This is a genomic window from Caballeronia sp. Lep1P3 (assembly GCF_022879595.1).
Lineage (GTDB): Bacteria > Pseudomonadota > Gammaproteobacteria > Burkholderiales > Burkholderiaceae > Caballeronia.
Map to the genome: position 1 here is coordinate 522,190 of NZ_CP084267.1, position 23,077 is coordinate 545,266.

General features: G+C 60.5%; 19 protein-coding genes and 6 pseudogenes. 20 read left to right on the top strand and 5 right to left on the bottom strand.

What is annotated here, in order from left to right; genetic code table 11:
* The first annotated feature begins 4 nt into the window (after positions 1–4).
* Complete coding sequence (locus tag LDZ27_RS22960; RefSeq protein WP_244817422.1) at positions 5–1,147, top strand: GNAT family N-acetyltransferase; 1,143 nt, start codon at positions 5–7, stop codon at positions 1,145–1,147.
* A gap of 13 nt (positions 1,148–1,160) precedes the next feature.
* Here LDZ27_RS22960 and LDZ27_RS22965 read toward each other — a convergent pair whose 3' ends face one another.
* Positions 1,161–2,537, bottom strand: coding sequence for a glycosyltransferase family 1 protein (locus tag LDZ27_RS22965; protein ID WP_244817423.1), 1,377 nt, complete (start codon positions 2,535–2,537; stop codon positions 1,161–1,163).
* 473 nt (positions 2,538–3,010) lie between these two features.
* Between LDZ27_RS22965 and LDZ27_RS22970 the strand changes: the two genes are divergently transcribed.
* The 17 genes and pseudogenes from LDZ27_RS22970 to LDZ27_RS29090 all read left to right on the top strand — a co-directional run.
* A complete protein-coding gene (locus LDZ27_RS22970; RefSeq protein WP_370653459.1) occupies positions 3,011–3,559 on the top strand; it encodes a putative colanic acid biosynthesis acetyltransferase in 549 nt (182 codons plus the stop codon).
* Positions 3,560–4,041: 482 nt separating this feature from the next.
* The gene (locus tag LDZ27_RS29085; protein ID WP_370653460.1) at positions 4,042–4,461 is read left to right on the top strand and encodes a transposase; all 420 of its coding nucleotides are present in this window, start codon (positions 4,042–4,044) and stop codon (positions 4,459–4,461) included.
* A complete protein-coding gene (gene tnpB / locus LDZ27_RS22980) occupies positions 4,458–4,802 on the top strand; it encodes an IS66 family insertion sequence element accessory protein TnpB (protein ID WP_244818019.1) in 345 nt (114 codons plus the stop codon). Before LDZ27_RS29085 ends, tnpB (LDZ27_RS22980) begins: the two co-directional genes overlap by 4 nt.
* A 30-nt stretch (positions 4,803–4,832) precedes the next feature.
* Complete coding sequence (locus tag LDZ27_RS22985) at positions 4,833–6,368, top strand: IS66 family transposase (RefSeq protein WP_244817425.1); 1,536 nt, start codon at positions 4,833–4,835, stop codon at positions 6,366–6,368.
* A gap of 50 nt (positions 6,369–6,418) precedes the next feature.
* Positions 6,419–7,554, top strand: a pseudogene (locus LDZ27_RS22990) (IS3 family transposase); the annotation flags it as partial.
* Positions 7,555–7,882: 328 nt separating this feature from the next.
* Entirely contained in the window at positions 7,883–8,380 is a 498-nt protein-coding gene (locus LDZ27_RS22995; protein WP_244817426.1) for a transposase, read from the top strand.
* Positions 8,377–8,913, top strand: coding sequence for a helix-turn-helix domain-containing protein (locus LDZ27_RS23000; protein ID WP_244817427.1), 537 nt, complete (start codon positions 8,377–8,379; stop codon positions 8,911–8,913). Before LDZ27_RS22995 ends, LDZ27_RS23000 begins: the two co-directional genes overlap by 4 nt.
* Positions 8,914–8,931: 18 nt before the next feature.
* Positions 8,932–9,420 (top strand): transposase, encoded by a 489-nt coding sequence (locus tag LDZ27_RS23005; protein ID WP_244817428.1) that lies wholly within the window; start codon positions 8,932–8,934, stop codon positions 9,418–9,420.
* Positions 9,401–9,751, top strand: a complete 351-nt coding sequence (tnpB, locus tag LDZ27_RS23010) for an IS66 family insertion sequence element accessory protein TnpB (protein WP_244817429.1) — start codon at positions 9,401–9,403, stop codon at positions 9,749–9,751. The genes LDZ27_RS23005 and tnpB (LDZ27_RS23010) overlap by 20 nt, the downstream gene beginning before the upstream one ends.
* Before the next feature lie 82 nt (positions 9,752–9,833).
* On the top strand, positions 9,834–11,420 hold the full coding sequence (locus LDZ27_RS23015) for an IS66 family transposase (protein ID WP_244817430.1): 1,587 nt from the start codon (positions 9,834–9,836) through the stop codon (positions 11,418–11,420).
* 55 nt (positions 11,421–11,475) lie between these two features.
* A pseudogene (locus tag LDZ27_RS23020) lies at positions 11,476–12,087 on the top strand (transposase); the annotation flags it as partial.
* A gap of 144 nt (positions 12,088–12,231) precedes the next feature.
* A pseudogene (locus LDZ27_RS23025) lies at positions 12,232–12,630 on the top strand (GDP-mannose 4,6-dehydratase); the annotation flags it as partial.
* A gap of 56 nt (positions 12,631–12,686) precedes the next feature.
* Positions 12,687–13,922 (top strand): glycosyltransferase, encoded by a 1,236-nt coding sequence (locus tag LDZ27_RS23030; protein WP_244817431.1) that lies wholly within the window; start codon positions 12,687–12,689, stop codon positions 13,920–13,922.
* Between the two features lie 49 nt (positions 13,923–13,971).
* Positions 13,972–14,115 carry a hypothetical protein gene (locus LDZ27_RS23035; RefSeq protein WP_244817432.1) on the top strand — a complete coding sequence of 48 codons (144 nt, stop codon included), beginning with the start codon at positions 13,972–13,974 and terminating at the stop codon, positions 14,113–14,115.
* A gap of 12 nt (positions 14,116–14,127) precedes the next feature.
* Entirely contained in the window at positions 14,128–14,943 is an 816-nt protein-coding gene (locus tag LDZ27_RS23040; protein ID WP_244817433.1) for an aldo/keto reductase, read from the top strand.
* Complete coding sequence (locus tag LDZ27_RS23045; RefSeq protein ID WP_244817434.1) at positions 14,933–16,483, top strand: GMC oxidoreductase; 1,551 nt, start codon at positions 14,933–14,935, stop codon at positions 16,481–16,483. The genes LDZ27_RS23040 and LDZ27_RS23045 overlap by 11 nt, the downstream gene beginning before the upstream one ends.
* Positions 16,484–16,589: 106 nt before the next feature.
* A pseudogene (locus tag LDZ27_RS29090) lies at positions 16,590–16,985 on the top strand (glycosyltransferase); the annotation flags it as partial.
* A 144-nt stretch (positions 16,986–17,129) separates the two neighbouring features.
* Here the strand turns inward: LDZ27_RS29090 and istB are convergent.
* The 4 genes and pseudogenes from istB to LDZ27_RS23070 all read right to left on the bottom strand — a co-directional run.
* Positions 17,130–17,900, bottom strand: coding sequence for an IS21-like element helper ATPase IstB (gene istB, locus LDZ27_RS23055; RefSeq protein ID WP_244815404.1), 771 nt, complete (start codon positions 17,898–17,900; stop codon positions 17,130–17,132).
* A pseudogene (locus LDZ27_RS23060) lies at positions 17,897–18,796 on the bottom strand (IS21 family transposase); the annotation flags it as partial. The gene istB and the pseudogene LDZ27_RS23060, both read right to left, overlap by 4 nt.
* Positions 18,797–18,836: 40 nt before the next feature.
* Positions 18,837–20,413, bottom strand: a protein-coding gene (locus LDZ27_RS23065; RefSeq protein ID WP_244814132.1) for an IS3 family transposase whose coding sequence is annotated in 2 segments (ribosomal slippage) — positions 18,837–19,945 and positions 19,945–20,413 — 1,578 coding nt in all. Because the reading frame shifts where the segments join, the coding sequence is not laid out codon by codon here.
* 61 nt (positions 20,414–20,474) lie between these two features.
* A pseudogene (locus LDZ27_RS23070) lies at positions 20,475–21,269 on the bottom strand (IS21 family transposase); the annotation flags it as partial.
* A 132-nt stretch (positions 21,270–21,401) separates the two neighbouring features.
* Between LDZ27_RS23070 and LDZ27_RS23075 the strand changes: the two are divergent.
* Positions 21,402–22,085 (top strand): glycosyltransferase, encoded by a 684-nt coding sequence (locus LDZ27_RS23075; RefSeq protein ID WP_244817436.1) that lies wholly within the window; start codon positions 21,402–21,404, stop codon positions 22,083–22,085.
* Positions 22,086–22,135: 50 nt separating this feature from the next.
* Complete coding sequence (locus LDZ27_RS23080) at positions 22,136–23,071, top strand: glycosyltransferase family 2 protein (protein ID WP_244817437.1); 936 nt, start codon at positions 22,136–22,138, stop codon at positions 23,069–23,071.
* Positions 23,072–23,077 lie beyond the last annotated feature (6 nt).

A 23,077-nucleotide genomic window follows, 5' to 3' on the forward strand; every position in this document is an offset into this window, starting at 1 on the left:
CCAAATGAATGAAATCGATATAGTTAGAAATCAGAATGAGTTCCAAGCGTTGCGGGCCGAATGGACGGCGCTGTGGAATGACGTGAGCGGAACACATGGCGAATCGTTCATAGCGTGCTGGCTGGTCTGGAATTGCATCCTCAGGCAGACCGGGTCATCTCTCTGTATCGTCACCGCGCGCCGGCAAAGGCGACTGATCGCGGTATGGCCGCTTGTGCGAATGCGCAATCGTCTGTGGACAGTGCTCCGTCCGTTGAGTCCCGAATCGGCCGACTATACGACCTTGCTATGCGATCCTGCTCACGCGTCGGTCCAGTTGATGCAATCGATGTGGCGCACGGCGTGCGAGAAGAGTGGGGTGGACATCGTCACGTTGCCTTACGTGGCTCAGGACAGCGCGTTGTATCAGGTCGCGATGTCACATGAGGGATTGATTGCGGCAACGCAAGCGCCTTATACCATCGCAAGACTGTCGTGCGAAAAAGATTGGGCTCAATTCGCAGGATCGCTCGGCACACTGTCGGGTAAAAAGCCGGGCGCATTGCGACGACGTCTGGAGCGGCAAGGCACGGTCGCGATACGCGTACTCGGTCCCGACGACGCCGATGAGAACGCGCGCATCATCGACTGGATGCTGGCCTGCAAGCGCGACTGGGCGGAACGTGTCGACAAGAAGGGACAGTGGCTCTATTCGATGCCTTACCGCGATTTTCTGGTAGCGCTCGCGAATCATCGCGACAGCGAGGGTGACAACGCGTGCGCGAGAGTGATGATCGTCGAATTGAACGGCGTGCCGGTCGCGGCGAATATGGTGGGACTCGGCAAGGCAAGCGTCATCGGGGCCATCGCCGGATTTGACCGTCAGTATGCGAAGTTTGCCCCGGGTTCCATTGCGACCGAGGAATGGGTGCGTTGGGCGCTGGAAAACAGGCGTGATTTCGATCTTGGAATTGGTTCTGAATCGTTCAAAGCATACTGGAGCAAGGGGAATACGGGAGTGGCCTGTAGCTTTCAGATTGCGCAGTCCAGGTGGGGACGCGTCGCGTTCGCCATGCGTCGCGCCGCCACCAAGATATCGGCGGCGCGCGCCGAAACACAGCGCGGGCAAGAAGTCGCGACGTCGGCCGAAACCGGCAGCAGCGGCTGATCGACGACGCGCGCTACTTTGCGTCGGACCTCAACGGCGTGCGTGCCGCGGTGTTGATCGGCTCGTCGTGCCTGACATCCACGTTCGCCGGCCGACCCGTCACGGGCCGAGTCGCTTTCGGATCGCGCGGCGTCCACGGGTTGTCGCCCCAGCAGAGCCGCCTCGCCCGAAACTTTTCGAGCGCCATGCGGAGCGGTTCCAGCCGCTGAGCGTCCGTCAGCGACATGAGGCGGTGTTTGCCGCAGCCGACGAGCGTGGGTGCGAGCGCGGGTTCGGTGACGAGCCGGTAGAGGTTCTCGGCCATGCTCTCGGGCCGCGTCAGATCCATCAGCAGGCCGGCGTCGCCGATCTGGTCCCGAAGACTATCGGGGTCGGAATAGAGAACGGGTACGCCGAGCGTGAACGCTTCCAGCGGCGGCAGGTTCGTCGGCCCGAAGTAAGTCGGCATGACCAGCGCGATGGACTGACGATAGAGATACGCGACTTCGCTATCGGGCACGAAGCCGGCGAAGCGCACGCGCTGCATCAGGCCGAGTTCCTCGGACACGGCCTGTACGTGCGCCATATTGCCGAAATCGCGTCCTGAGAAAATCGCACCGACACGCATGCCGTAGCGGTCTTCCAAGGCACGCAACCCTCTCAAGAGATAGACGTGGTTCTTGTGCGGCCAGAATTGAGCGGGGTAATAGACGTAATCGAACGGCATGTCATATCTGGCTCGTATATCGACATAGTTTCGCTGGTATTCGTTGTCCGATAGTTGGGTGCCGACCGCCGGAGAAAACGGCACCACATGCACCTTTTCGAAGTCCACGCCGTATCGTCTGATCGCGTTGTCGCGGCCGGCTTGCGAATCGACCACGATGCCGGTCGCTTTCTTCAATGCAGCCGTATAAAGATTCTCGCGGCGCTCGAATTCGCCTCTTACGCGGACCTCTGGAAAATCCACTTCGTCGCGGTGGCTCAAATCCCACAGCGTGAAGAGAAAACTGTAGTTCTCCGTCACGAGCGAAAGATGCGAGGGATAAGTGAAGTAGACGAGGTCTGCCTCGATCTCACTCAGGAACCGGTCGAGGTAGTTGATCGAGAACCGCGCAGGCAGAACGGGCGGTATATTGAGTTGGCGCCAACTGATACGAAGTCGCACGAAAAGCCGTTGCCACCGCTGAATCGGGAAGTATCGGGCCTCGATCCCGCGCTGCTGCAGGTCTTCAATCGATGAACTGCATGTCGTGACAAAGGTGACGTTGCAAAGATCGGATGGCAGGCCCTTCAGAAGGAGCGCGGCGTTGATCGCCTGCTGATATCCGCCTCCGGTCGAATTATCCTGCTCGAGAAGCACGACGAGCCGAATGGGTCGGGATGAACGGGAATATGCGCTGGTCTGCATTGATCTGTATGGTTTGGAATCCATTCGGTCATCGACCTTTATGGGGTCTGCTTCAACCGCCCAGGACTCGTTGTAGACGGGGTAATGAGTCGTTGGGGCATGTCGGTCTTTTTATCCGCCGGACGAATAAGGACAAGAAGGGGAACACTCTCCACAGCGCAGGCATGTGTTCCCGTTGGGCGTCCTGCCCAGGCATGAATGGTTGAAAGGTAATGGCGATCGGAACCGAGCGCAGCGTTTGACGGATGCCGGCAAGACCTTGTCCGACGGTGATGAATGTTCCGGCTGCGCGCCTTCCCCGCCAAAAGCCTGAGACTTTCCGCCAAACGGTTCAAGTGGAGAGGCGGCATCTTACGCTTATGCCCAGACTATCCGAATTCAGCCCGGCGCAGCCGCGCGTCGCGTGAATCGCCGGAATCTCCATTTGCGGCCAATGAAAACTCATCCGGGGTCAGTCAATGATTTTGAAGGGCGTGAATTCACGTGTCGGACCTTCGTTCTCGCTGTCGGACAGACTGGCCAGGGTCGTCTGGACGGTCGTGTATTACCTGCTGTTCGTACCGACGCCGCGTGTCGCGCACAAGTGGCGTCGCGTATTGCTGAGACTGTTCGGCGCCACAGTGGGGCGCGAGGCGCACGTCTATCCGCGCGTGAAAATCTGGGCGCCGTGGAATCTCTCCATCGGCGATTTTGCGGCCGTCGCCAATGGCGTCACGCTGTATTCGATCGAGCGCATCCGCCTCGGGGAGCGATGCGTGGTATCGCAAGGCGCGCAACTGTGCACGGGTAGTCATGACTTCAATAGTCCATCGTTCCAGTTGACGGCGAAGGCTATCGACATCGGTGCGGATGTATGGGTTTGTTCGGAGGTCTTCGTTTGTCCGGGTGTCGAGATTGCGCCCGGTGCCGTGGTGGGCGTGCGCTCGGTCGTCACGAGAAGTCTCAAAGATGACTGGACGGTGTATGCCGGAACGCCCGCGCGCAAGATCGCGATTCGGACCCGGCCTGACGAGTCGGAATGATTCACGCCCCCGTGTTCGCTTTCGCGCAGGACAATGAACGACGCGAATTCGCTGCGTCGCTCGCGGCGAGTGATGAAACAACGCCGCACGGACGAGCATTGAAAAGAAATAAAAGGCCGCTCATACGTGCATCAGTCTCCCCTCTGATGTCGACGTCTAGTAACCGAAAGAGCTTACGTCCTGTTTCAGTTACTTACTGACAGTTACGTCATATCGTAGTTTCATCGGCGGTTGGAAATCATCCAACGCAGAGACGAACGTGCGTTAGCGTTTCGCTCTCCCCGCGAATGCATGTTCGTTCCTCATTGCCCCGTGACCTGTCAACAACGCAGGCACTAGCCATCGTGTGATGGCCGGCCGTTCGCGTGCATTTTCATTCAGGGCCTTTGCACTATGTCGTAAGCGACTCGGCACGACCGTATCTCAGTGCTGAATATTTCGACGCATGATAGGCGCGTTCAGCTTGACGGAGACAGTCAGCCATGTCGAACGCAGCGGGCCGTACGCATCCCCATCGCACGTATGCGCAAGAATTTAAGCAGCAGGTGATCAGGGAGACATTGGAACCCGGCATGTCGGTGTCGATCGTTGCGCGACGGCACGACATCAACGCCAATGTGGTGTTCGCATGGCGCAAGCAATACCGTGAAGGCAAGCTGGTCATTCCTGCACTCGAAGCTGCGCCGAGCGTGCCCAGCACGAAGCTGCTGAGCGTCGACGTGATCGACTCGGCATTGGTACTTCGACCGCCTGAGTCGTCAATGGCGTCGCAAGCGACGAGCGGCGTACCGATGCCGGCGCCCGTGTGCGAAATCGAGGTGGAAATCGGCAAACGGCGTGTGAGGATTCGCGGCCTGTCTGCCGAGCGCGCTGAAGCGTTTCTGCAGGAATGCCTGAAGTGATCGCGCTGCCGGCAGGTACGCGCGTTTGGCTCGTGGCCGGCGTGACAGATATGCGCTGCGGCTTCCAGGGGCTGGCCGCGAAAGTGCAGACGGCGCTCGAAGAGAATCCGCTGGGCGGCAACGTATTTATCTTCCGCGGCCGCCGCGGCGATCTCGTGAAGCTGCTTTGGGCGACCGACGATGGGCTCTGGCTGCTCGCAAAACGATTGGAGCGAGGCCGGTTTATCTGGCCCCAGGCCGACGGTGGAAAAATCCATCTGTCGAGCGCACAGCTGTCGATGCTCCTCGAAGGCATCGACTGGCGACACCCGCAACGCACCGCTGCTCTGTCGATGTTGTAAACCACATCGAAGGCTCGTAAACTGCGACGCATGTCCCAATCTGCGCCGCTTCCCACCACCGTCGCGGAGCTCCAGGCTCTGGTGCTCGAGCAGCAGGCGTCGATCGAGAACATGGTGCGGGAGATCGCCGCACGGGACGACCAAATCGAACGCCTGAAGGCGCAGATCGACAAGCTCAGGCGGATGTACTTCGGGAGCAAGTCCGAGAAACTGGCCCGGCAGATCGATAAACTCGAGGCGCAGTTGGAAGACCTGACGGCCGGTCAGGGCGCTGTCGAGACGCGAAAGCACCAACAGAAGACATCGACGGCGCCGCCCGGTCGAGCGCCCACGCGAGAGCCGCTGCCGCCGCACTTGCCACGCGATGAAATCGAACTCACGCCGAATCCGGCTTGCCCCAAGTGTGCGACAACGATGCAGCGACTCGGCGAGGATGTCTCCGAGCAGCTCGCGCGCGTGGCGGCTGCGTTTAAAGTGATCCGCACGATCCGTCACAAGCTGTGCTGTCCTGACTGCGGCCACATCGAACAGCCCGCGATGCCCAGCCTGCCCATCGAGCACAGCATCGCGCATCCGAGCCTGCTGGCCGACATTGCGGTATCGAAGTTCGCAGATCACCAACCGCTGTACCGCCAATCGGAGATTGCGGCACGCGACGGCGTCACGTTGGATCGGGCCAGTATGGGCCGCTGGATCGGGCAGATCGCCGAGCTCTGCGGACCGCTTGTTGAAGCAATCCAGCGCTACGTGCTGGTCCCCGGCAAGGTACACGTCGACGACACACCGGTTGCGGTGCTCGCGCCAGGCAACGGAAAGACGGTGACCGGTCGCTTCTGGGTCTATGTGCGTGACGATCACCGCTCGGGCTCGACTGAGCCGGCTGCGGTATGGTTCGACTTCTCCTCAAATCGCAAAGGCGTCCATCCTCAGACCCGACTCGCCGCATTCCGCGGCATCCTGCAGGCCGATGCATACGCCGGTTTCGATCAACTGTATGCGAGCGGCGAGATCCACGAAGCGGCATGCTGGGATCACGCGAGGCGGTACATTTACGATGTTCACGCGCGCACACCGACTTCAGATACCCAGCAACTGCTCGAGATGATCGGCGAACTCTACAACATCGAAGCCGACATCCGCGGCAAGGCGCCTGACGAGCGTCTGCGCTTCAGGCAGGAAAAGAGCAAGCCGTTGCTCGCGAAGCTCGAAGAGACGATCAGGGTGAAACTCGCGACGCTATCGACGAAGTCCGCGCTCGCAAAAGCAATCAACTACTCGCTGAACCATTGGGCGGCGCTCGTGTTCTACTGCGAGGACGGTCGAGTCGAGATCAGCAACGTGCTTGCCGAGAATGCGCTGCGCTGTGTCGCGCTCGGACGCAAGAACTATCTGTTCGTCGGCTCCGACAGCGGGGGCGAGCGAGCCGCCGCGATGTATAGCTTAATCGGGTCGGCAAAGCTCAACGGGATCAACCCGCGTGCCTATCTGGAATACGTCCTGACCCATATCGCTGATCACAAGATCTCACGCATCGACGAATTGCTGCCTTGGAACGTGGCAGACTGAGATTGACCCGCCAAAACGGACACCTATCCTTTGGAAAAGGGGGTGCCAAAATGGGCAAGCATCGAGCACCGTACCCGGCGGAGTTCCGGGCTCACATAGTCGAGCTGGTGAAGGCGGGGCGAACACCCGAGGAGCTTGCGCGAGAGTTCGAGCCTAGTGTGCAGACGATAATCAACTGGGTGGCGCAGGCGGATATTGACGCCGGCGTGCGTCAGGAGGGGTTGACCACGGCTGAGCGCCAAGAGCTCTCCCGTTTGCGCCGCGAGAATCGGCAATTAAAGACGGAGCGCGACATTCTCTCTCACGCCGCAGCCTGGTTCGCCCGCGAGACAGGAGCCGTGTCCTCGAAGGATACGGATTCATGAGAGCAAACCAGGCCCGTTGGCCCATTGCTACGATGGCGCGGCTGCTGGGAGTCTCGACCAGCGGTTACTACGCGTGGCTGGTGCGGGAGCCATCAAGGCGGTCACGTAGCGATGCTCAGCTACTGACGCGCATTCGTACGCTGTATGCGAGTTCGCGAGGTACGTATGGGGCGCCGCGCATCCATGCGCAACTTGCGCGCGAGGGAGTGCACGTGGGACGCAAGCGAGTCGCGCGCCTGATGCGCATCGCGGACCTACGGGGAGCAAGCCGACGGCGCTGGCCCCGTACAACGCGCCAGCGTGCGGGGGCACGGCGTGCGCCGGACCTCGTGCGCCGGCACTTCAATGCTGAAGGGCCCAACATACTGTGGGTCGCAGATGCCACCTACATTCCGACGACAGAAGGCTTTCTCTATCTGGCCGTGGTGCTTGATGTCTTCAGCCGGCGCATCGTCGGCTGGGCAATGTCGAACCACTTGTACACCGAACTGATGTTGCGCGCGCTCGACATGGCCCTCCAGCAGCGACGTCATGAGGGTGTGATTTTGCATTCCGACCAGGGGGCCCAATACACATCCATTGCCTTTGGAAAACGCTGCCGCGAAGCCGGCGTGCAACCGTCGATGGGTACAGCCGGCGACGCGTACGACAATGCGATGTGCGAATCCTTCTTTGGGACGCTTGAAGCAGAGCTCCTGGCGCGCGAACACTTCGCGACCCATGAACAAGCACGGAGGCGCATCTTCTCCTTCTTGGAAGGCTGGTACAACGTACGCCGCCTGCATAGCAGCATCGGCTATTGTTCACCGCTCGAATTCGAAAACCTGAGCGCGAAGACAAAAACCGCATCACCCTGCGAGTTGCCCACCGACGGGCAGCGTCGCGGTCGTGAGAAGCGACCCGCTGCCCATCCGTGGACAACCCGCAACTCAACGCTTAACGGAGGCCGGGCCACGACAAATCTTTAACTGCAAATCTGTCCGTCGGAGCGGGTCAATCTCAGACAAACTGAAGCCGGCCACTCCGCCTACACCCTTAACCGGGTAGATCTGGACAGATTTGCGTGGATCGTGTCCACGATTGCCCCCGGCGTCACACTAGTTGTCGCCTCTGAATTTTCATCATTTGAAGAGAACTCAGAGGTGCAGGTTGAAGACGAAACAGACGTATTCTGTAGACTTCAGAGAGCAGGCGCTGGCGAAGGCCCTGCAACGCGGCAACCGCTCCGTAGGAGCGGTTGCCGCGGAACTGAACATGAATGTATTAACCTTGAGGAAATGGATCCGGGTGTCTAACGCCGCAAGCCGCAATCCGGGCCCGAGCGATGCACGGCGCCCACAAGACTGGTCTCTGGAAGAGCGCCTGCTGGCCTTGCAACAGAGCCATGGACTGGATGAGGAAGCACTGAACGCGTGGTGTCGCGAACGGGGCCTGTTTGTCCATCATCTGGCCCAGTGGCGTGCGCAGTTCTGCTCTGGCGACACCGTGAGCCCACGCGCCAACGCGCCGGAAGTGCGCGATCTCAAACAGGCCAATGCGCAATTGCAGCGCGAACTCAAGCGTAAGGACAAGGCTCTGGCGGAAGCGGCTGCGTTGCTGGTGCTCTCAAAAAAGTATCAGGCGCTGTTCGGGGACGAGGACGAATGACTTCTGCCGAACAGCGCGCGACATTGAAGGCTCTGATCGACGAGGCCATCGCAGCCGGGGCTCGCCAGGCACGTGCGTGCGCGATGCTGGGGCTGAGCGCGCGCACCGTGCAGCGCTGGCAAGGCGCCGGTCCTGAAGCGGTGGACGGGCGCACCTTGCGCCGCCATGAGCCTGCCCACAAGCTGTCGGCCGATGAACGCGCCGAACTGCTGGCGGTGGCCAACTCTGCTGAATTCGCTCATCTGCCACCGAGCCAGATCGTGCCACGACTGGCCGACCAGCAACGCTACATTGCCTCGGAATCGACGTTTTACCGGGTGCTGCGCGAAGCGAACCAGCTCGCCCACCGGCGCAGCGAACGGCCGACCCGCGCACGCAGCAAACCGCGCGCAGTCTGCGCCGACGCGCCGAACCAGCTGTATTCCTGGGACATTACTTACCTGCCGGCGACGATTCGTGGACAGTTTTTTGTAAGCGCGAATTTATGCGCACATAGCGTCTGGGTTCGGAGCAAGGCAAGCTGCGTCCACTGATATTCTGTGGACACACCCATGACTCAAACAGGTCCAGATACGGCGCTTCTCGCCGTTACCCTAGTCGGGCGCGACGGCAAGCGTCGCTACGACTCCCAATCCAAACTTAGGCTCATCGAGGCCTGCCTGCAACCTGGTGTTTCAGTGGCCGGATTGGCGCTCAAAGCCGGCGTCAACGCGAATCTGCTGCGCCGATGGATCAAGCTGCATGAGCAACGCCGCCGCGCCGCGGGGGCGCCGGATATTGTCGATGATGCGACGACACTCGCCGTGCCGTCGGCATTTGTGATGGTCCGCGAGGCTGGCCGCAGTGGGGTCGTTGAGCGGACCAGCATCTCAAAGCCCGACTCCGAGCCTGTGGGCACAAATCCGGCCTTGCGCTCGCAACTGACGGTGGAGATGCCCAACGGAGTGACGCTGCGGCTGGACTGCACAGCCGGCGATGCGTCGCTGGTATCGGCCATGATCGAGAGTCTGGGACGCTGCGATGTTCAGACTCGACGCTAGACTCAAGGTGTATGTTCATCGCGAAGCCGTCGATTTCAGGAAGTCGATCAACGGACTCGCCGCCCTGGTAGAACAGGCAGGGCTGGACCCGTTTGCGCCAGCGCTATTCGCGTTCAGCAACCAGCGCCACAATCGCATTAAGTTGCTTGGCTGGGACGGCAACGGCTTCTGGCTGATGATGAAGCGTCTCGAAGAAGACCGCTTCGCCTGGCCACGCCGGCAGCAGGCCGTGATGGAATTGACCGCCGAGCAACTGCACTGGTTGCTTGAGGGGATTGATATCGACGCAGTACGTCGTCATCCTGCGCGACAGTATCGACACACGGGTTGACGCATCCGTGACCCTTGAACTGGCCTCGTCGTTACAACTTCCGTAAACCCACGCGCCCGGCGATTTCGCTAAGGTAAGGGTCATGTCAGCCCCCGATTCCACCGCCGGTCTGCCGCCCGAAGTGCTCGCCTACATCCGCGAGCTCGAGGCAAGCAACCGGGACTTGAAGGCACGCGTCGAGCAACTCGAGGAGCTGTTTCGCCTCGCGCAACTCAAGCGCTTCGCGCCGAGCAGCGAGAAGCTCAAGGATCGCGTGTTCGACGAAGCCGAGCAGGTCGCCGCGGTGGAACCTGTCGAAGACGATCCGGACGGTGTCTTCGCGTTGCCCGCCACCAGCCTGCCTGCCGTGGATGCTCCACCCCATCAGAAGCGCGGTCGCAAACCACTGCCCGCCGATCTGCCCCGCACCCGTATCGAATACGACCTGCCCGAAGACCAAAAGGTCTGCCCGTGCTGCAAGGGCGCGATGCACCGGATGGGCGAGCAGACCTGTGAGCAGTTGCATATCGAGCTCAAGGCATCGGTATTGCAACACGTGCGCTTCAAATATGCGTGTCGCCATTGCGAGCGCCACGCCGAACATACGCCGGTTGTGATCGCTTCCATGCCGACGCAGCCGCTGCCAGGAAGCAACGCGAGCCCGGCAATGATCGCTACGGTGATGACGGCCAAATACGCGGACGGCACACCGCTGTATCGCATGGAAGAGGCGCTGACTCGCTCGAACATTGCGGTCAGTCGCGGTACGCTGGCACACTGGATTATCCGTCCCGCCGAGCTGCACCTGTCCCGTCTGTATGAAGCGATGCGCAGAACACTGCTTGCGCAGTCCCTGCTTCATGGCGACGAGACGACAGTGCAGGTGCTCAAGGAAGACGGCAAGACAGCGCAGAGCAAGTCGTACATGTGGGTGTATCGCAGCGCCAAAGACAGTACCGAACCGGTCGTGCTGTTCGAATATCAGCCAGGACGCGGGCAGCAATATCCGCAGGCCTTTCTGGGCGGCTACGCCGGAACGCTGATGACCGACGGGTACAGTGCGTGGCGCACGCTGGAAGGTGTGACCCATCTCGGATGCATGGCTCACGCGCGCCGCGGGTTTGATGAGGCGTACAAGGCTCACAGGAAACCCGACGGCCGCGCACGCAAGGCGCTCGAATACTTCAAGGCGCTTTACCAGGTTGAGACCCTCGCACGCGGCGTACTGCCCGAAGGTCGAAGCCGTGCCGAGCACACGTATGAGTTGCGCCAGGCGCACAGCGTGCCTCTGCTGGAGGCGTTCAAAATCTGGCTCGATGAACAGGCGTCGCAAGTGCTGCCTGAAAGTCTGACCGGCAAGGCTATCAGCTACACACGCAATCAGTGGGCATACCTGCGACGCTATGTCGATGATGGGGTCTCACCCATCGACAACAATCTGCTCGAGCGCGACATCCGCCCATTTACGACCGGAAGAAAGGCATGGCTGTTCAGCGACACAGTCGCTGGCGCGAAGGCCAGTGCGATCATCTACAGCTTGATGCTGACGTGCCGTGCATGCGGAGTCGAGCCGTATGCCTATCTGCTGCGCGTGCTGACCGAGCTGCCGCAGCGCTCAGCGGATGCCGATATCCGGGACCTGCTCCCATTCAACTTCACGAAGCGGAACGACGAATCCGCGTCAACGTGATCGAGCGCAGATTATTCAGTGGTCCGCCGTGGTGCGTGTTAATTCGCGCTTACAGTTTTTTTATCTGTATCTGTTTCTCGATGTCTTCAGCCGAAAGATTGTCGGCTGGCAGGTCTATGCCGAGGAAAGCAGCGCGCTGGCCAGCGAAGTCCTCAGAGACCTTTGCGCACGCGAATCGATACAGCCCGAACAGGTGATCCTGCACTCCGATAACGGCGGCCCGATGAAAGGCGCGACGATGCTCGCTACCCTCCAGGCGCTGGGCGTCATGCCGTCGCTCAGTCGCCCCGGCGTGAGCAACGACAACCCCTATTCCGAGTCGCTTTTCAAGACCCTGAAGTACCGGCCTGCCTATCCTCTCAAGGCGTTCGATACCCTGTTCGCCGCGCGCACCTGGGTGGGCGCGCTGGTGCGCTGGTACAACGAGGAGCATCGACACAGCGCGATCCGGTTCGTGACGCCGGCGCAGCGTCATGCCAACCTCGATCAGGACATTTTGCTTCGACGCACTGCGCTTTACCAGGCGGCAAGGCAGCGCAATCCGCTCCGATGGAAAGGCCCCACCCGCAACTGGCAGCGCGTTGACACCGTGCATCTGAATCCCGATCGCATCGATAACCCGGGCGTCACACTACAACGTCGCAAGCAGGAGAGAAAAGCCGCCTGATATTTATTCGTTGAGGCGACAACTAGCTTGAAAATTTCCGATTGCCGATCATGGGCACGATCCCCGTGATCTATACGAATTCCACCACGACAGCACCATCATGCCTCACGCGCGCGCGAATGAGGAACTGGCCCAGCCGAGTCGCTTACTCAGCAGGAGAAACCCGAAGACTTCGTCATTGCGACCGGCGTCCAATACAGCGTGCGGGAGTTCGTTCAGCGCGCCGCGATCGAACTGGGCATCGAAGTGCGCTTCGAAGGCAGCGGCGCGAACGAGGTCGGGATCGTGCATCGTGTTCATGACAGTCAGCACCGCATCGCGCCGGGAACGGTCATCGTGCGGGTCGATCCGCGCTATTACCGTCCGACCGAAGTGGAGACGTTGCTGGGCGATCCGTCCAAGGCGCATGTCAAGCTCGGCTGGACACCGTCGATCAGCTTCAACGCACTAGTCAGGGAAATGGTGCTGGCGGATTATCAGCTTGCCAAACGGGATGCGCTTGTGACGCTGGCCGGATATCGCGCGCTGCAACACCATGAATAGTGCGAGCGAAGGGGAGTTCAGATCAAAGGCGGTACAGACTCTTTCGAGGAGCCGGCATGATCGTGTTCATTGCACCGTACAGCGCCGCGAGGCGCGGGAGCAATCGGAACCTCGGCGCCACGCGCAAGATCGAGTTCTTTCTGGCGATGGCCGCGCGCATGACGAGCAACGTCGTGCTCGTGAACACGCTGCATGAGAGTACGAAGTGGGTGCCGCGTGAAGTTCGCAAATGCACGGTCGGCAATGTACGAATTCGCGAAATTGCACTCCGTCGCTATCCCGTGCGCATCCTCGGTAAGTTTCTGAACCTGCTCGAAGTCGATGCAGTGAGTCGTGAAGTAGCGCAGTTTGGCCGGCCAGACGCAGTATGGATCTATAACGCTTACGCGTTCGAGGTGATGCTTGCGCGCGCACTGACGCGCGATTTCGGCGCGCGACTCATCTTCCAGTTCGATGACTGGATGCTAGCGCGTCGTTCCTTGCATCCAAAACCGCTGATCGACTTTCTCGCCTGGCGTTATCTGCTTCCGCCGCCTTCGGTGTGCCTGGCGGTGAACGATCATGTCGCGGCTCGCGAGCATGAGCGTAGCGGCCGTCCAGTGTTGCCGTGCCCGGGCGTGGTCTCCAATGAACTGGTCGCCGCCTGCGCGGGACGTCAGCCATTCCAGAAGCCCGATTCCGGGCGAACGGTCGTAGGCTATTTCGGCGGCTTGTGGCCTGAGAAAGGCGCTGATCTCGTGCTCGAACTCGTGAAACGATCGAGCGGACGCTTTCTCTTCCACGTCTGCGGCAACGGCCCGCTCGCCGATGCATTCGCAGAAGTCAGTCGATTATCCGGCGATGTGCGCTTTCATGGACAGGTGGACGATGCGACGCTGTTCGATCTGATCGCGGAGTGCGACGTTCTTGTCAATGTGCACGCGTCCATCGAAAAGATGGGCAACGGGGTCTTTCCGTTCAAGGTCGTTGAGTATGTCGCGTCAGGCCGGCTCGTGATATCCACCGATCTCCCGCCGATGAGCTTGCACGATGTGATAGAAGCGGTGCACTTCGTTGCGCCTCGCGTCGAATCGATTCAGGATGCGCTGTCCGACGCACCACACCTTTACGCGGTCAAGCGACAGAAGATCGAGAAGGCGATGGCCGTGACGCGCGATATGCTGTCCGCGAACGCGCTCGAACATGCCATCACCTCTATGCTCTTCGGTCCGCAACCATCGCCGGATGAACGCGCCGACGACGCCGATGCTGTCAAGCCAAACTCCAATCGCGAGGAACATCGACATGCCTGAAAGGACGAGTCGGCAATATGATTCTAATGAGGCGTTCGAACGCGTGAGGATGCTCGTCGAACGCGCCGACATGCTGCGCATGCAATCCGCTGCGGTGCCGCTGAAGGATTTGAAGGCGATACTCGAGTCATACGAGACGGTGTGCATGCACTCGAACGGATCTGGCGCACGGCCGCGCGTCGTGAACCTCTAGCGAGAGCTTGCCGTGCGCACCGTCCTACTGACCGGAACGCCAGTCGTGGTCTCGCGATTTGTCTTCGGTACCGCCGGGCTGTTCAACAGCGGCTCCGAGAAAACGAGGCGGCGGCTGCTGTTTTCTGCCGCCGATGCCGGCTTCACTCATTTCGATACCGCACCTTACTATGGCTTCGGCCTCGCCGAGCGCGACCTGAGCTGCGTGCTGAAACAGCGCCCGGACGTCACGGTGACGACCAAGGTAGGCCTTTACTCGCCCGGCGGCGAAGAGCAAAGCGCCGCCGCCGATTTCATGCGCAAGGCAAGCGGTCGATTGCTGCGAGCGGTCTCCCGGCCTCAGGTGGACTTCTCGCTGAGCCGCGCGCAACGAACCTTCGAAGGCAGCCTGCGCCGTCTCGGTCGCGATGTCATCGACATCTATACGCTGCATGATCCGGACCTTAAGCTGATCGACACCGACGAGTGGTTGCGATGGCTGGAAAGCCTTATTCACGCGGGCAAAGTGCGCACGTTCGGACTCGCGCTCACTCGCGAGAAGGCGGAGCCGTTTCTCGCGGCCGGCTCCCAACTCACTCGCTTTATTCAGGTTCACGACAGCCTGGACACGCGTGAAGCCGACATCCTTACGCGTTATCGAAAGCCGTTTCAAATCACTTACGGTTATGTTTCCGCGTCCCGCAGGGCAGGGTCGCCGCTGCCGGTGTCGGAAGTGCTGCGCCAGGCGCTCGAGCGCAATGCCGATGGCGCCATCATCGTCAGCACGACACAGCCATCGCGCTTATCCCAATACGCACGCCTTGTCGATGAGCGCACTCATGCTTCGTGATCTGAACGGTAAAGGAAAGGTGTCGCTCGAGGCGGATTTCATCGTGATAGGCGCGGGTACAGTCGGGTTGCCCACGAGCGTGCTGCTTGCGCGCAAGACCGGAAAGACCGTCATCTGCCTCGAAACGGGCGGGCTGCGCCAGCAGCAGGACACGCATCCGCTCAACGAAGTCGTGCAACTCGGCATGGCGTACAAAGGCGCGTCGCATGGGCGCTTCCGATGCCTGGGTGGCACCTCGATGCGCTGGGGCGGCGCGCTGATTCCGTTCCAGCATTCGGACCTCAGCAATGCAAGATGGCCCATCGAACTCGATGAACTGACGCCGTTCATCTCCGATGTCGAGCGTCTTTTTTCCCTCGACTCCGGCCCGTATTCGGATCAGTCTTTTCCGTTCGATCTCGGCGAGACGCATGTGAATCGTCTCGCGAAATGGCCGAGATTCACAAAGCGCAATGTCGCCGCGCTGCTGAGCGCCGAACTTGCCGCGGCGGGCAACCTACACGTATGGCTCAACGCCCATGTCGTGCAAATCAGGACTGATGCCGCGCGCGTTCATCTGGAAGCCGTTTCGCCAAACGGCGACCGCTTGACAGTCGAAGGCGGGAGACTCATCGTCGCGGCGGGGGCGATCGAAACGACGCGGCTGGCGTTACTGATCGACCGGCAAAACGGCGGTGCGGTTTCGGCCGTGACGCCGGCGCTTGGCCGTTACTTCGCGGATCATATCTCTGCGGAAGTGGCGGAGATCGTTCCTTCCAGGCATGACGTGCTGAACAAGATCGTCGGCTTTCGATTCAGCGCGGCGGGTTCGATGCGCAACATCCGCTTCGAACTGGCGCCGCAGTCGCCTGCGCGCCAAGCGGTTCCTCCGGGCTTCTGTCATATCGGCTTCAAGATAGAGAAGCCGGGTGGTTTCGATGTCGTGCGCGCCGTGCTCCAGAGTGTGCAAAAGCGCCGCCTGCCGCAACCGCGCGTGGTCTGCGACCTGATCGCCAATGCGCCGTGGCTCACGCGCGCAGTCTGGTGGCGTCTCATCAACAAACGTCTGCTTTTCCCGGCTCATTCGCGGCTCATCGTACATGCAGTCGTCGAACAAGTTTCGACTTGCGATAACCGCATCGAACTCAGTCAGACACGGTGCGACCGGTTCGGGCTGCCGCTTGCGGAAATCACATGGTCGGTGACCGAGACGGACAAGCGGAACGTCGTTCAGACTTCGGACCTCTTCAGGAAGACATGGGAGACGACCTCCTTCGCGCGGATGGGCGCGTGGAAGCCTCTCGAACGTGAGCGCATCTGGAACAGCCTCGATGACTCGGAAGGAATCTTTCATCCGACCGGATCGACCCGCATGGGCGCGACCCCGGCGGAGGGCGTGGTCGATAAAGATCTCAATCTCTTTGGTGTTGCCAACGTGCAATTGCTCGCCACGTCCGTTCTGCCGACGGGAGGCGGTGCGAATCCCACAATGATGCTGCTCCTGCTCGCCATGCGCTGTGTCAATCGACACGCGAACGAATGTGTTCGGCCAGAAGCTTGATGCTTTCCGCCAACCGCATGTAAGCGCGTGAAGCGAACACTATCGTGGCTTTTACAGATGAGAGAAGGATAACGAAGCATTCAGGCGAAGCAGGGAGAACGTTCGATTGAGAACACTTCACATCATTTCATCGGTTCAGAGACAATACGGCGGACCGCCGGAAGTCCTCAAGCGACTCGCGGGAGAACTGCGCAACGCTGGCCATGTCATCGATGTGGTGTGTCTGGACGATCCCGCAGATGTCGATGAAGACGACGCGGCCTTTGCGCGAGTGATCCGGCTCGGACACCGTCTGGGCAGGTACCGATTCAACCTCGAACTCGTGCGATGGCTCAAGCATCACGTCAGCGAATACGACGCGATCGTCCTTGATGGACTGTGGCAATTCCATAGCGCCGCCGTGTTGTTTGCCTTGCGCCTGCGCAACGTTCCGTACTACGTCGTGCCGCACGGGATGCTCGGTCCATGCAGCAATGATCCGCATGGATTCAGGCATGTGAAGAAGCTCGTGTACTGGGTGCTCATCGAGCGGCATATCGTCGGCGGCGCGAAGGCTGTGCTCTTCTCGCCCGGACGGGCAGTTCAAATTCCTCCACTTATGGGCGCCCAAATTCCCCCACCCCGTAACGCAGGACGTCGTCGAGTTTTAGCCTTCTTTCGTTTTCTGCGCAAGCGCCTCGGCAGCTTCCTTGAGCCTGTAGCTGCGACCATTGAATTCGAGGAGGTGGCAATGATGCATAAGGCGGTCAAGGATCGTGGTGCTCATCGTGTTGTCGCCAAGATAGGCGCCCCAGTCCTGTACGACGCGATTGGAGGTGACCACCACGCTTCGACGCAACTTGTAGCGCTGATGGATCAGGGTCTGCAATAGTGCGCCGGCGTCGTCGGGGATCGTACGTGAGAGGAACAGGTCGTCGAGCACGAGCAGGTCGCAATCGAGAATGGCACGCAGCCGCGCCTGCCGTTGTTCCTGCGCACTCAGCGCATAACGGTTGAAGAAGTCATCGGTCTCGAGATACTGCACCTTGTGCCCGTGGAGGACGGCCTGATATGCGACGGCCTTCGCCACGTGCGACTTGCCGGTGCCAGGCTTGCCGACAATTAAACCGTTTTCGCCAGCGGCGATGAACTTCAGTGCGTGTAGCTGGAAGCAGGCTTGGCGAGGCAGCTTTGGATTGAACGACCAGTCGAATTCCGTCAGGGTAAGCCTCTCCTCGAGACCCGATTGCTGGTAGCGACGCTCGATGAGGCGCGACTGTCGCCGGTCGAGTTCGTCCTGCAGAATCAGCGCGAAGGTCTCCAGAAATGGTTGCTGGCTCCCTTGGGCCTGCAGCACGCGTGTCTCGAGCGTGTCGCGTACGCCTGACAGACGCAATAGCCTTAGCGCGCGTTCGATGTCCGGTAAGGTGGTGGTCATACGGTTTCTCCCGTCGTGGAGGATCGAGATGTGGCGCTGTGCTGCGCGCCGGCGTCGAAGAGCTCGCTGTATTCGGTTGCGGGCCGGATCAACGGGTGCTCCTGGGTGAGCGGCAAGGCGAGTTGGGGCGCCCGATCGAGGCGCTCAAGTGCCTGTTCGAACAGCCGTTCGACAACGGTGCGCACCTGCCGGTAGCGATACAGGTGATGATGCAGCGCGTGGTCGCAGGCTTGCTCGACGAGCCAGGCGGGATACTTCTTCGCCAGCGCGACGATGCCCCACATGCCGCGATGTCCGACGCGTCCTTCGGCGTCGAACAGATGCTGGCAAAGTGCCTTCGTTTGTGGGCCGATGTCGCCGGCGCTAGCGAGCGCCAGGCTCGTCTGGCGCGACGGATTGAACGGTCGCTCGCTCTCGGGCAATTCGAGTGAACCGGGCTGCGTGTGGCGTGGATGGGTGCGCAGCAACTCCTGAGTGCGCCGGTCGCGGATCTCAATCGTGGTGTCGTAGATGCGCACGCTGACGAGGCTGCCGATGGGCGCAGGGCGCGCCGCATAGTTGCTGCGCTCGATACTTACTGTGGTGTCGTCCCAGACGGTGCGTACGACTTCGGTGAAGTAGCGGAACGCGGTGGCCGGCAGCGGCCGCAGATGTGGCTTCTCCTCCTGGAACATCGCTTCGACCTGCCGCCGCGCTCTGCCGTGGATGCGCCTGGCTGCCCAGTTCTCCTCCCAATGCATAAGGAATTCGTTCTGAGCTTCGAGTGATTCGAAACGCCGGCCGGTGAGCGCGGTGTTCTGCGTGTGTTGGATCGCGTTCTCTACGGTGCCCTTTCGATTCGGGTCTCGTACGCGAGCAGGGTCGGCCACGACGCCGTAATGCTCAAGCATCGCCGCACGGAAATTTTCAAGCTAGTTGTCGCCTCAACGAATAATTTCAGGCTGCCTTTCTCTCCTGGTTAGGGCGTCGTGGGGTACCGCCCTGGTTATCGATTCGATCCGGGTTCAGGTGCACAGCATCGACGCGTTGCCAGTTGCGCGTTGGGCCTTTCCACCGAAGCGGATTGCGTTGCCGGGCGTACTCGTAGAGCGCCGCGCGTCGATCCAGAATGTCCTGATCGAGGTTGGCATGACGCTGCGCCGGCGTGACGAACCGGATCGCGCTGTGACGATGCTCCTCGTTGTACCAGCGCACCAGTGCGCCCACCCACGTGCGCGCGGCAAACAGGGTATCGAATGCCTTGAGCGGATAAGCAGGTCGATACTTTAGGGTCTTGAACAACGACTCGGAGTAAGGGTTGTCGTTGCTCACGCCCGGGCGACTCAGCGACGGCATGACGCCCAGCGCCTGAAGGGTGGCAAGCATCGTCGCGCCTTTCATCGGGCCGCCGTTGTCCGAATGCAAAATCACCTGGGCGGGCTGTATCGCTTCGCGCGCGCAGAGGTCCTTGAGGACTTCGCTGGCCAGCACGCTGCTTTCCTCGGCATACACCTGCCAGCCGACAATTTTGCGACTGAACACGTCGAGAAACAGATACAAGTAGAAGTACTGCCCACGAACCGTGGTCGGCAGATACGTGATGTCCCAGCTATACAATTGGTTCGGTGCATCGGCGCAAACCGAACGGGGTTTGCTGCGTGCCTGTGCCGGCCGTTCGCTGCGCCGGTGTGCGAGTTGCTTCTCGGCCTTCAGGACCCGGTAGAACGTCGATTCGGAGGCGATATAGCGTTGCTGGTCTGCCAGTCGAGGCACGATCTGGCTTGGCGGCAGATGACCGAATTCGGGCGAGTTCGCGATCGCCAGAAGCTCGGCGCGTTCGTCGGCAGAGAGCTTGTGACGCGGCGCGTGATGCCGTAACGAGCGCCCGTCCACCGCGTCAGGTTCGCCGCGCTGCCAGCGCTGAACCGTTCGAGCACTGAGCCCTAGAATGCTGCACGCACGCGCCTGGCGAGCCCCGGCCAGGGTCGCCTCGCTGATCAGGTCGATCAATGCCTTGCGCTCTTCAGGGACCGTCATTCGGCCTCGCCCCCGAACAGCGCACGGTGCTTTTTTTGCAGCACCAACAGCGCCGCAGCTTCAGCCAGCGCCTTCTCCTTGCGTTTGAGTTCGCGCTGCAGCTCGAAATTGGCCTGCTTCAGATCCCGGACTTCCGTGGCGCTCTCGCGCCGACTACCGGTTCCACCGACCGTGCAAAAATCCGCTCGCCACTGCGCGAGATGATGTGCGAACAGGCCGCGCTCGCGACACCAGCTGTTCAACGCTTCGTCGACCAACCCGTGGCTCTCCTGCAAGGCCATCAGCCGTTCTTCCAGCGACCAGTCTTCCGGACGTCTTGCGTGTTCGGAGCCCGAGCTCCGCTTCGCGGCGGCGGCGCCTCTCATCCACTTCCTTAACGTCAGTACGTTCACGTTCAATTCGTCGGCCACTGCTCCAACCGTTCGGGGGCCGCGCTGCAGGACCTTCGACAGCGCCTGTTCCTTAAATTCAACAGAATACGTTTGTTTCGCCTTCACCCTGTACCTCTGACTCTTCTCGATAAGAAAGTTCAGAGGCGACAACTAGTCTGACGCCGGGGGCCGCATAGAGCCGGTTCAGCTCCGGCTCATATAGGTCGGGGGTGATGACACCTTCCCGGAGGTTATCGAGGACGACGTAACTCACGCTGCCACCGAAGTACCGGAAGGCGTCCTCATGTAGTTGCGCCCAAACCTGCTTGCTCGACTTCCAGACCACTTGCCGGAAGCTGCGCCGCGAATAGCGTAGCGTCATGACGAACAAGCGCGGGCGCCGATACCGGCCCGTCCTCGGATCACGCGTCGGCGCGCCCTCACCATAATCGACTTGAGCTTCCTCAGCCGGAGCAAACTCGAGGCGGTCAAACTGCTCGGGATCGACGTGCCGGAGGGCGCGCACAAAGCGTTTGACGCTGTCGTAGCTCGCAGTAAAGCCGAACTGGTCGACCAGATCCTGGTAAATCGCTTGGGCATTGCGCTTCAAGCGTATCTGCTGCTCAATCCACTCGCGATAGGGTTCGCTGGCGGAACGGGCGAAATTGAACGGTTTGACCGGTGCGACGATCCGAGAAGCCGGCGGGCGCGAAAGTGAAGGAGTTTGCGGTGGAGGAATTTGCGCGCCCACCGGCTCCGCCATGCCGGCGGGCGCGGGGGTGGAGGAATTTGCGTCGCCCGTGACTCGCTGCGATTCAAAGATCGACTGATAGCGGCGGATCGTCTTGCGGTCGATCCCCGTGACCTCGTGGATCTTGCGCTGACTTGCCCCGCGTTCGAGCAGCGTGAATATCGTGGCTTGGAGATGCTGCTTCAAGACGTTCACCTCTCGGTCTCCTTCATGCCTGAAGGAGAAGAAAATAAACGTCCTGCGATGTCGCTACCGGCTACTCAACCGGGGGCGCGGGGTGGAGGAATTTGAAGCGCCCATCCCCGGAGGAATTTGGGTGCCCGCCGGGGCTTCTCGGCCCAAAGCGAACGGGAACTGGCGCGTGTGACCTATCCGCTGTACCGGGCGGCCGAGGCGCTCGCGATTCCCGGCACGGCGCCCCCGCCACCCATACAGCACTTCGATGTCGAACAATGGCGCTCGGCGCGGACCGTCGAAAGCCGAAGGATCATTCTCTTTCTCGGCCGAATCCATGAAGTGAAAGGATGCGATCTGCTGATCCGCTCCTTCCGCGAACTGCGCGCGAGTGGGCACGACTATCAGTTGGTAGTAGCGGGTCCGGACGACAACGGACTCGAGTCGAAACTGAGAAGCGAGGCGGCGGCGCTCGGCATCGCGGACGCGATCACTTGGGCCGGAATGGTCCGGGGCGCGGACAAGTGGTCGCTGCTCCGGGCGGCGGATGTGCTCATCCTCCCTTCACATCACGAGAACTTCGGGATGGTCGTCGCGGAAGCGCTCGCGTGCGGCGTTCCGACGCTTCTCTCGAACAAGGTGGGCGTGTGGCAGCAAGTCGTCGCGGATGGCGCCGGCCTCGCCGATGACGACACGCAACCGGGCATCACCCGGCTCCTGCGCCGTTGGGCCGAGATGCCGGCCGCTGAACAGTCCGCCATGAGATGCGCGGCGGAGCGGTGCTTCAATGAGCGGTTCCACGTCAGGCATGTCGCGCGGAATTATCTCGCGCTGCTAGGCGGACTCGACGAGGTGGCACTTCCGGCGGCATGAACCCGCCGTCGTCATTCGTCTCGTTCCCGAACACACGATAGGTCGATGCCATGTCCTGCAACGCATCTGTACTCGTCCTCACGAAGAACGAAGAAGCGGATTTGCCCGCCTGCCTGCAGAGTGTGGACTGGTGCGACGACGTCTGGATTCTCGATTCCGGGAGTGAGGATCAGACGGTGCAGATCGCCATATCGATGGGAGCCCAGGTTTGCGTCAGACCATTCGACGGGTTTGCATCGCAGAGAAACTTCGGGTTGCGAAATATACCGTTCAAATACGAATGGCTGCTTATTCTGGACGCGGACGAACGTCCGACCGAACGTCTGACGTCGTCCATTTACCGGTTCATCGATGAGGCAAGCGAGGAGGTATCGGCCGGGCGGTTACGCAGGCGCGACTTCTATATGTCCCGCTGGCTCAGGCACGCGCAGATTTCTCCGTATTTCATCCGGCTTGTCAGGCATTCACGGGTCAGATACGAACGGGAAGTCAACGAGGTCATGATCGTCGACGGTGATATCGCGCCTGTCGAGGGATTCCTCGATCATTATCCCTTCTCTAAGGGCATGTCGCACTGGCTCACGAAGCACAATGTCTATTCGTCGATGGAGGCGGCGCAGATGAAAGGCACTGCCGATGCATCCTTCAGAACCGCGCTGTTTCATCCAGATTTCAATCTGCGGCGCAAGCATCAGAAAGTCTTCTTCTATAGGATGCCACTGCGTCCGCTGATCAAGTTTTGCTATATGTTTTTCGTAAGAAGGTCATTCCTCGACGGGCGCGCGGGCATCAACTACACCATGCTTCAGTGTTTCTACGAATACATGATTTCACTGAAGGAGAGGGAGGCGGTGGAAAGCCAGTCGATGCACAATCGCATGGTCGCCACGGATGAGGCTTCCGCAATCGATGCATCGAGTGTCGAAGATGCGCGAATCGCCATGTCGTCCGGCCAGGACGCGCACGAAAGCCCGTTCACACGATAGCGCGCG

Coding starts and splice junctions, on each gene's coding strand:
- LDZ27_RS23005 (WP_244817428.1), top strand. CDS start 8,932: ATGACTCAAACAGGTCCAGATACGGCGCTTCTCGCCGTTACCCTAGTC.
- LDZ27_RS23030 (WP_244817431.1), top strand. CDS start 12,687: ATGATCGTGTTCATTGCACCGTACAGCGCCGCGAGGCGCGGGAGCAAT.
- LDZ27_RS22985 (WP_244817425.1), top strand. CDS start 4,833: ATGTCCCAATCTGCGCCGCTTCCCACCACCGTCGCGGAGCTCCAGGCT.
- LDZ27_RS29085 (WP_370653460.1), top strand. CDS start 4,042: ATGTCGAACGCAGCGGGCCGTACGCATCCCCATCGCACGTATGCGCAA.
- LDZ27_RS22960 (WP_244817422.1), top strand. CDS start 5: ATGAATGAAATCGATATAGTTAGAAATCAGAATGAGTTCCAAGCGTTG.
- LDZ27_RS23045 (WP_244817434.1), top strand. CDS start 14,933: ATGCTTCGTGATCTGAACGGTAAAGGAAAGGTGTCGCTCGAGGCGGAT.
- istB (WP_244815404.1), bottom strand. CDS start 17,900: ATGACCACCACCTTACCGGACATCGAACGCGCGCTAAGGCTATTGCGT.
- LDZ27_RS23015 (WP_244817430.1), top strand. CDS start 9,834: ATGTCAGCCCCCGATTCCACCGCCGGTCTGCCGCCCGAAGTGCTCGCC.
- LDZ27_RS23000 (WP_244817427.1), top strand. CDS start 8,377: ATGACTTCTGCCGAACAGCGCGCGACATTGAAGGCTCTGATCGACGAG.
- LDZ27_RS22965 (WP_244817423.1), bottom strand. CDS start 2,537: ATGCAGACCAGCGCATATTCCCGTTCATCCCGACCCATTCGGCTCGTC.
- LDZ27_RS23035 (WP_244817432.1), top strand. CDS start 13,972: ATGCTCGTCGAACGCGCCGACATGCTGCGCATGCAATCCGCTGCGGTG.
- tnpB (WP_244817429.1), top strand. CDS start 9,401: ATGTTCAGACTCGACGCTAGACTCAAGGTGTATGTTCATCGCGAAGCC.
- LDZ27_RS23080 (WP_244817437.1), top strand. CDS start 22,136: ATGTCCTGCAACGCATCTGTACTCGTCCTCACGAAGAACGAAGAAGCG.